The organism is Kitasatospora sp. NPDC001159 (assembly GCF_053598235.1).
Genome location: NZ_JBSFJV010000283.1, coordinates 1 through 1,338, shown reverse-complemented (window position 1 = coordinate 1,338; position 1,338 = coordinate 1). Strand labels below are relative to the sequence as shown.

The following is a 1,338-nucleotide window of genomic DNA, read 5'->3' as shown; positions in this document are numbered from 1 at the left end:
CCCGCCCCCGCCCCGCAGCACACCATCCGAGCAGCGCACCCGCCGGCACAGACAGCGACAACACGGCCGAGCCGTCCTGGCCCCTGACCACCTGGCAGGGCTGGCACCGCTTCGCCACCACCACCCCGCCCACCCCGCCCCAACCCGAAGACCCACCCCGCAGCCTTGAGGAGCGCCTCGCCTACCACTCCGCGTTCGTCACCATCCGCACCCCCGCCATCAGCCAGCTCTCCACCCAGGTCCGCACCCTGATGATCCTCGGCCGCCACCAGCAGACCACCGCCCGGCCCTCACTGATCGTCACGGGACCCGCCGCAGCAGGGAAGACGACCGCGCTCCTGAACGTCGGGCGTACCTGCCACCTCGCCCACATCCGCAAGAACCCCGCACCGCCCGGATCAGCCCACGCCGCGGCACCCGTCGCCTATGTCCTCGTCCCGCCCGGCGCCACCGCGAAAACCCTCATCACCGAGTTCGCCCGCTACCTCGGCCTCCCCGTAGCCACCCGCATGACCCAGACCCAGATCACCGACGCCGTCTGCCACACCTACACCCAGGCCGGTGTCCAACTCGTCCTCATCGACGAGATCCACCGCCTCAACCCCCGCACCACCACCGGCGCCCAGACCGCCGACCTGCTCAAAGACCTCACCGAACGCCTGCCCGCCACATTCGTCTACGCCGGCATCGACGTCACCGACACACCCCTGTTCACCGGCACCCGCGGCGCCCAACTCGCCGGACGCGCCACCCTCATCACCTGCGGCCCCCTCCCCGCCCGCCACGGAAAGCACGAACCCTTCCGCGACGTCATCACCGACATCGAAAACGCCCTCGACCTCCACCACCACAAACCCGGCACCCTCCCCCGGCACGCCCCCTACCTCCACCAGCGCACCGCGGGCCGCATCGGATCCCTCACACGGCTCATCCGCCAAGCCGCCATCACCGCCATCGCCGACGGCACCGAACGCATCACCAAGGCGTCCCTCGACGCCATCCGCCTCGACCACCTCGCCGAAACCCACCACCGCCCCCGCACCCGCTAACCCCCGCACCGGACCAGGCAAAACAGCACTGACCAGCAAAAACACCAAACGAGCCATTACACGCCAGAACTACCTACAACCCACCCCGCCACACTCCACGCAGAACGAACAACCCCAGCTCAAACCCCCACCCACCCCAACCCAACCGCCCACTCGACTTCTCAGCGAACCCACAACACCCCAGGCCAGCAATCACTCAGCACACCAACACTCGCTGCTCGGGGTCGGGCGGTGTCAGCACGGCGATCAACCGTCCATTGCGGGTGATCTCGACGCGTTCGCCGGCCGC

The 1,338-nt window shown here is 69.1% G+C and carries 1 protein-coding gene; it reads left to right on the top strand.

Features of this window, described 5'->3' with window-relative positions; translation table 11 throughout:
- Positions 1-83: 83 nt before the first annotated feature.
- Complete coding sequence (locus tag ACWC9T_RS41885; protein WP_449826260.1) at positions 84-1,049, top strand: TniB family NTP-binding protein; 966 nt, start codon at positions 84-86, stop codon at positions 1,047-1,049.
- Positions 1,050-1,338: the final 289 nt, after the last annotated feature.